General features: G+C 72.4%; 5 protein-coding genes. 2 read left to right on the forward strand and 3 right to left on the reverse strand.

What is annotated here, in order from left to right; translation table 11 throughout:
* Window positions 1–14 precede the first annotated feature (14 nt).
* Window positions 15–611, reverse strand: coding sequence for a nicotinate-nucleotide adenylyltransferase (gene nadD / locus ABGB05_RS15785; protein ID WP_347654133.1), 597 nt, complete (start codon window positions 609–611; stop codon window positions 15–17).
* A gap of 58 nt (window positions 612–669) precedes the next feature.
* Entirely contained in the window at window positions 670–3,210 is a 2,541-nt protein-coding gene (pepN, locus tag ABGB05_RS15790; protein ID WP_347654135.1) for an aminopeptidase N, read from the reverse strand.
* Window positions 3,211–3,280: 70 nt separating this feature from the next.
* Between pepN and ABGB05_RS15795 the strand changes: the two genes are divergently transcribed.
* Complete coding sequence (locus ABGB05_RS15795) at window positions 3,281–3,499, forward strand: DUF397 domain-containing protein (RefSeq protein ID WP_101371446.1); 219 nt, start codon at window positions 3,281–3,283, stop codon at window positions 3,497–3,499.
* 81 nt (window positions 3,500–3,580) lie between these two features.
* On the opposite strand, the gene ABGB05_RS15800 is transcribed toward ABGB05_RS15795, so the two are convergent.
* Window positions 3,581–4,402: a polysaccharide deacetylase family protein gene (locus ABGB05_RS15800; RefSeq protein ID WP_347654138.1), complete on the reverse strand. Its 822-nt coding sequence runs from the start codon at window positions 4,400–4,402 to the stop codon at window positions 3,581–3,583.
* A gap of 310 nt (window positions 4,403–4,712) precedes the next feature.
* On the opposite strand from ABGB05_RS15800, the gene ABGB05_RS15805 reads away from it, so the two are divergent.
* Complete coding sequence (locus ABGB05_RS15805) at window positions 4,713–6,287, forward strand: RtcB family protein (protein WP_347654140.1); 1,575 nt, start codon at window positions 4,713–4,715, stop codon at window positions 6,285–6,287.
* Window positions 6,288–6,359 lie beyond the last annotated feature (72 nt).

The raw sequence follows: 6,359 nt of genomic DNA on the forward strand, positions 1-6,359 counted from the left end.
CATACCGGGTGAAATCACCCCTGGTACAACCCTCGTTTGGCGATGTACTGCACCACACCGTCCGGCAGCAGGTACCAGACCGGGCCACCGGCGGCCACCCGACGGCGGCAGTCGGTCGAGGAGATCGCCATCGCCGGCACCTCCACCAGGCTCACCGTGTCGGCCGGCAGATGCGCGTCGGACAACTCGAAACCGGGCCGGGTCACCCCGATGAAGTGCGCCAACTCGAACATCTGGTCGAGATCCTTCCAGGAGAGGATCTTCTCCAGCGCGTCAGCTCCGGTGATGAAGAACAGCTGGACCTTCGGGCCGTACTGGTCGTGCAGGTCACGCAGGGTGTCGACGGTGTAGGTCGGCCCACCCCGGTCGATGTCGACCCGGCTGACCTGGAACCGCGGGTTCGAGGCGGTCGCGATCACGGTCATCAGGTACCGGTCCTCGGCCGGGCTGACCGGCTCGTCCGCCTTCTGCCAGGGCTGCCCGGTGGGCACGAACAGCACCTCGTCCAACTCGAAGCGGTCGGCCACCTCGTTCGCGGCGACCAGGTGCCCGTGATGGATCGGGTCGAACGTGCCCCCCATGATCCCTATTCGCCGGATCTTCTCCTCCACGTGATGATCGTAGGCCGGTCGCCCCACCGGACGGCCCCGGCATGGGAGAGATCGCAGATCACGGCACCGGGGCCCAACGGCTCCGGGCGAGCAGCGCCCGGCGCAGGTCGTCGTCGGCGTCGGTGACCACCCGGCGCAGTCCGGACGGCAGGTCCGGGCGGGCCAGCAGCGCCGCCGCCAGTTCCCGGGTCCGCGGCGTCACGGCGTAGCGCGGATAGGCGAGGGCCGCGACCCGCTCGGCGACCAGCGGCATACGTCGCCGCGCCGCCTCGACGATCCCGGCGAAGTACCGCTCCACGTAGGAAGCCGTCAGCCCGGTCTGCTCCGGCTGCCAGAACCCGGTCGCGTGCGCCATCACCAGCCGGTTGGACAGGGTGGTGTCGGTCATCACCACCTCCCAGGCCCGCTCCTTCGTTACCGGATCCGGTAGCGCGGCCCGGCACTCCGCCGCCCGTTCGGCACCGGTGGCGCTCGGGTCCACAGCCTGCTCGGCGGTGATCTCCGACTCCCCCACCGCGCCGAGTACGGCGAGCCGGCGCAGCACCGTCCAGCGCAGGTCGGCGTCGACGGTGAGCCCGTCCGGTACGTCGGTTCCGGTCAGCCAGCCGGCCAGCCGGGCGGCGTCCCGGGTCCAGCGGGCCAGTTCCCGCACGGCGGTGAGCTGCATCGAGCCGCCCGGCGACGCGGTGGCGAGCAGGCGCTCGCAGGTGGCGGCGAGCCGGTCCGTGGCGTCCTGGCGGGCCACCGGGTCGAGGTACCGGTCGACCAGGGAACCGGTCAGGGTCAGCACGTCCCGGGCCACGACAACCTCGGGCTCGGCCGGCAGGGCGACCGTGACCAGGTCCACCAGCTCGGCCACCGACCGCTCCGCGTCGACCGCCGCGTCCAGCGACTCCCCCCAGAGCACCGCCCGGGCCAACGGATCGGCCAGGACCGGCAGCACCGTCGGCGCGGCGGCGGCGGAACCCGGATCGAGCCGGATCTTGGCGAAGGTCAGGTCCCCGTCGTTGGGCAGCAGCAGTCCGGCGGCCGGCTCGCCGACCAGCCCGGTCAGCACGGTCCGCCCCTGGTCCACGACCGGGTCGAGGTCCACCTCGAACCGACGGCGCGGCACGGCGGCACCCCCTTCGCCGGTGGCGGCCCGGTCGTAGAGTCCGACCCCGATCCGGTGCGGGCGCAACACCGGGTACGACGTCGGGGCGGACTGGGCGATCGCCACCTCGGCGTACCGGCCGGCGTCGTCCAGGCGTACCTCGGTGCGCAGCGTGTTCACCTGCGGCTGCCGCAGCCAGACCTCGGCCCAGCCGGCCAGGTCCCGACCGCTGCTGTCGCTCAGGGCGGCGAGCAGGTCGGCGAGCGTGGCGTTGCCGAACCGGTGGGCGGCGAAGTAGGTCCGCAGGCCGGCGAGGAACGCCTCGTCACCGAGCCAGGCGACCAGTTGCCGGAGCACCGCGGCGCCCTTGGCGTACGAGATGCCGTCGAGGTTGGTCAGCGCCTGGGCCGCGTCGGACACCTCGGTCGGCGCCACCGGGTGGGTGGACGGGCGCTGGTCAGCCGCGTACCCGCCGGCCTTGCGGCGCATCCCGAAGGTGGTCCAGGCCCGGTCGAACCGGGTCGCCTCGGCGGTCACCCGGGTACCGAAGTACTCGGCGAACGACTCGTTCAGCCACAGGTCGTCCCACCAGCGCAGGGTGACCAGGTCGCCGAACCACATGTGCGCCATCTCGTGGGCGATGACGTTGGCCCGCAGTTCCCGGTCGTCGTCGGTGACCACGGACCGGAAGACCAGGTCGTCCCGGAAGGTGACCAGTCCCGGGTTCTCCATCGCCCCCATGTTGAACTCCGGGACGAACGCCTGGTCGTACTTGCCGAACGGGTAGCGCACCGCAAAAAGCTCGTGGAAGCGGTCCAGGCACTGCCGGGTGACGGTGAGGATCTCCCCGGCCTCCCGGTCCAGGTGCCCGGCGAGCGATCGGCGGCAGTAGAGGCCGAGCGGCACCCCGTCGTGCTCCGCGCGCAGCACGTGGTACGGGCCGGCGACCAGCGTGACAAGGTAGGTGGCCAGCGGCAGGGTCGGCGCGAACTCCCAACGGCCGGGCCGCCGCGTACCGGCGAGTTCGCCGTTCGCGGCCACGGTCCACTCCTCCGGGGCGGTGACGCCCACGGTCACCGGCGCCTTGAGGTCGGGTTGGTCGAAGCAGGCGAAGATGCGGTGCGCGTTGTCCATCGCGGACATCGCGTACAGGTAGGTCGCACCGTCGGCCGGGTCCACGAACCGGTGCAGCCCCTCGCCACTGTTCGAGTACGGCATCTCCGCCTCGACGGTGAGCACGTTCTCGACAGCCAGCCCGGCCAGCGGGAACTGGTTGTCGACCAGCGCCGCCGGGTCCAGTTCCACGCCGTTGAGGCGTACCCGGTGCAGGTGGGCGGGCCGGACCTCGACAAAGCTGGCCGCACCCGGCGTCGCGCACCGGAAGTGGACGGTGCTGGTGGACCGGAACGTCTCCTCGTCGCCGGTCAGGTCCAGGTCGACGGCGTAGGAATCGACGGTGAGCAGGGCGGCGCGCTCGGCGGCGGCTACCCGGGTGAGGCTCGGCATCCGCCTATCCTGCACGATGGGATTCCGCAGGCCGCGGACTCCCGGCGACTCACTGATGGAGGAACCGACGATGGCGCAGCACCCCAAGGGCGACTTCGACCTGTCGCGCGCCGTGTGGCAACGGGCCGAGGGTGACGACTCGGAGGGAGCGGTCGAGATCGCGTTCGTGGACGACCTGATCGGCATGCGGAACTCCGCCGAGCCGGACGGCCCGGTGCTGGTCTTCACCCAGGCCGAGTGGGACGCCTTCGTGGCCGGCGCCCAGGACGGCGAGTTCGACCTCGACTGATCCGGCTCTCCTCGGCCTGGTCAGGTCGGCCGCGACGACACCGGCACGGCATCAGCAACACTCGCACCGGACCGGCCCCGGTCAGCGGAGGTAGTCCTCCAGCAGGGCCGGGGTCAGGCCGGCCTGGTGCATCGCGGTCAGCGCGGCGGTGAAGTCGTCGACGAACCGCTCCCGGAAGTGCATCAGGATGATGTCGCCGGCCTGCACCCGGTGCTCGGTGGTCTGGTAGCGGACCCGACCCTTGTCCACCGTCTCCTTCCAGAGGAAGGCCGCCTTCAGGCCGCAGTCCCGGGTCGCCCGCAGCGTGGTGTCGTCCCGGCTGCCGCCGGGCGGGCGGAACAGCACCGGGCGGCGGCCGTACCAGGCGGCCAACTCGTCGGCGGATCCGCAGATCTCCCGCCGCTGCGTCGCGTACGGCTTGCCCCGCAGCACCTGGTGGGTGACGGTGTGCGCCTCGATGACCACGTTCTCCGGCAGGCCACGGAAGAAGCCCGGATCGTCCCTGATCGCGTCGGTGGTGAGGAAGAGCGTCACCGGCACGTGTGCGTCGACGAGCAACTGCCGCGCCTCCGACTTCCGGATCCAGCCGTCGTCGATGGTCAGGAACGCCACCGGCTGCCCGGTGGGGATCCGGCTGTACCAGCCGGCGAGCGGACCGTCGGGCACGGTCACCGGTTCCGGTGTCGGCGGCGCCGGGAAGCGCGGTAGTCGGGCCGCGTACGGACCGGTGGGGACGGACACCGACGGATCGCCGGCTGCCGGGGAGTGGTCACCACCGGGTCCGGCCGCACAGCCGGCCGGGCCGGAGAGCAGCGTCGCGAGCAGCGCCGCGAACACCGGTACGGCCCGAAGTCGCCGCCGACCCCCACCACGCTCCGCCGCCGACCGTGGGGCGGGAGCCATCCCACCGGCACAGTGAATCCGGTTCGCACGCACCCGCCGACCCTAGGCCGACCGGTGGCCGTCGCCAAGTGATCACCATCATCGCGGTGTGGAGCAGACTTCCCGGCCACTCCGGCGTCCCTGGACGGGTACGGCAATTATCGGCTTGCCCGCCCGGAACGGGCGCCCCTACCCTGATCTTGACCTCGCGGCTGCTGAACCGACGAGCACAACCGGATACCGGCGGTTCTGTCCGCCCGCCCCGCACGCGCCCCGCGCGTGCCGGTGGCCCACATCCATGTTCAGCAGCGCAGCATGCGAAAGGTCAACCATGCCCTCCTCCTCAGGCAGAACCCGCCGACCCGACCCCCGACTGGTCCGGGTCGACGACTCCTGGCTCACCCTGCCCAACCCGTACGACGTCCCGGTGGAGATCTGCGCCGGAGTCGACGTACCGATCGAGTCCGTGGCGGTCGACGAACTGCTCACCGTGCTGGAGACCGCCGACACGGTGCGGCGGCTCGGTGCCGCCGTACCCGGCCTCGACATCGCACCGCGCCTCGACCGGGTCGTCTGCACCCCCGACCTCCACAAGGGTGCCGGCATCCCGATCGGCACGGTGCTGCGTACCGTCGGCGCGCTGATCCCGCAGGCGGTCGGCAACGACGTCAACTGCGGGATGCGGGTCGAGGCCACCTCGCTCAGCGTCGAGCAGGTCCGGCCGCACCTCGACCGGCTCGAGCGACGACTGCGGCACCTGTTCTTCGCCGGTGGCCGCCGGATCGGCCTGACCGCCCGGCAACGGGAGGGTCTGCTCCGCGAGGGCCTGCCCGGCCTGCTCGCCGACGGCGTACCCGGCCCGAGCAGCGGCGGGCCGGCCGGTCAGGTCGACCAGGCCGGCGCCTGGGGTCAGGTCGGTCCGGACGACCTCGCCGACCTGGACGGCCGACTGCACTCGGTCGGCTTCCCGGTCGACTCGGCCGAGGACTTCCGGGACTGGATCACCAGCGGTGGCGGCACCAGCTACGACAGCGTCATCGGCAGCGTCGGCGGCGGCAACCACTTCGCCGAGCTGCAGTACGTCTCCCGGGTGCACGACGGCACGACCGCGTACGCCTGGGGGTTGGCCCCCGGCCAGGTGGTGCTGATGGTGCACAGCGGTTCGCTCTCGCTCGGCCACCAGGCCAACGCGACCGGCCGGGACCAGGCGAGGGCGGCCTGGCCGCGCGGCGTGCCGATGCCCGGCAACCGGATCCTGCCGATGCTGCTCCACGAACGGACGGCAACCGGGCGGCAGCGCTACCTGACCGCGTTCGCCAACGCGGCGAACTTCGCCGTCGGCAACCGGTTCTTCCTGGCCCTGATGATGCGGGCCGGTCTCGCCGACATCAGCACCGGGGAACTCCGGTCCCGGCTGGTCTACGACGCCCCGCACAACCTGCTGTGGCCGGAGCCGGACGGCACGGTCCTGCACCGCAAGGGCGCCACCCCGGCCGGCGGGGTCGACGGCACCGGCCGGGACGGGCACCGGGCCTGGGGCGAACCGGTGCTGGTCCCGGGCTCGATGGGCGCACCGAGTTATCTGCTGCGCGGGCTCGGCAACCCCCGGTCGCTGCACAGCGCCTGCCACGGTGCCGGGCGCAGCGTGCCCCGGGGCGCGGCGGCCCGGGGCGGCGACGCGGAACTGGACACCTTCCTGCGGGAGTTCCGGGTGGTCACCCCGCTCGACCACCGCGACCCGGCGGTGGCCGCCCGGCGGGACATCGTCGACGCCTGGCGGCGTGACCTCAAGCAGGAGGCGCCCTGGGTCTACAAGGAGGTCGGCCCGGTGGTCGACAGCCTGCGTACCGCCGGGGTCGCCGAACCGGTACTGGAACTGCGACCGCTGCTCACCGTGAAGGGATGACCGCAGCCCGTACGGCCGGTCAAGAGGTGACCCGGCGGGGGGGGGGGGGGGGGGGGGGGGGGGGGGGGGGGG

Origin of the sequence: Plantactinospora sp. B5E13 (assembly GCF_039871775.1) — a bacterium.
Taxonomy (GTDB): Bacteria; Actinomycetota; Actinomycetes; order Mycobacteriales; family Micromonosporaceae; genus Plantactinospora.

What these genes read in the sequence shown, in the direction of transcription:
- pepN (WP_347654135.1), bottom strand. Translation starts at nt 3,210, where the DNA reads ATGCCGAGCCTCACCCGGGTAGCCGCCGCCGAGCGCGCCGCCCTGCTC.
- ABGB05_RS15795 (WP_101371446.1), top strand. Translation starts at nt 3,281, where the DNA reads ATGGCGCAGCACCCCAAGGGCGACTTCGACCTGTCGCGCGCCGTGTGG.
- ABGB05_RS15800 (WP_347654138.1), bottom strand. Translation starts at nt 4,402, where the DNA reads ATGGCTCCCGCCCCACGGTCGGCGGCGGAGCGTGGTGGGGGTCGGCGG.
- ABGB05_RS15805 (WP_347654140.1), top strand. Translation starts at nt 4,713, where the DNA reads ATGCCCTCCTCCTCAGGCAGAACCCGCCGACCCGACCCCCGACTGGTC.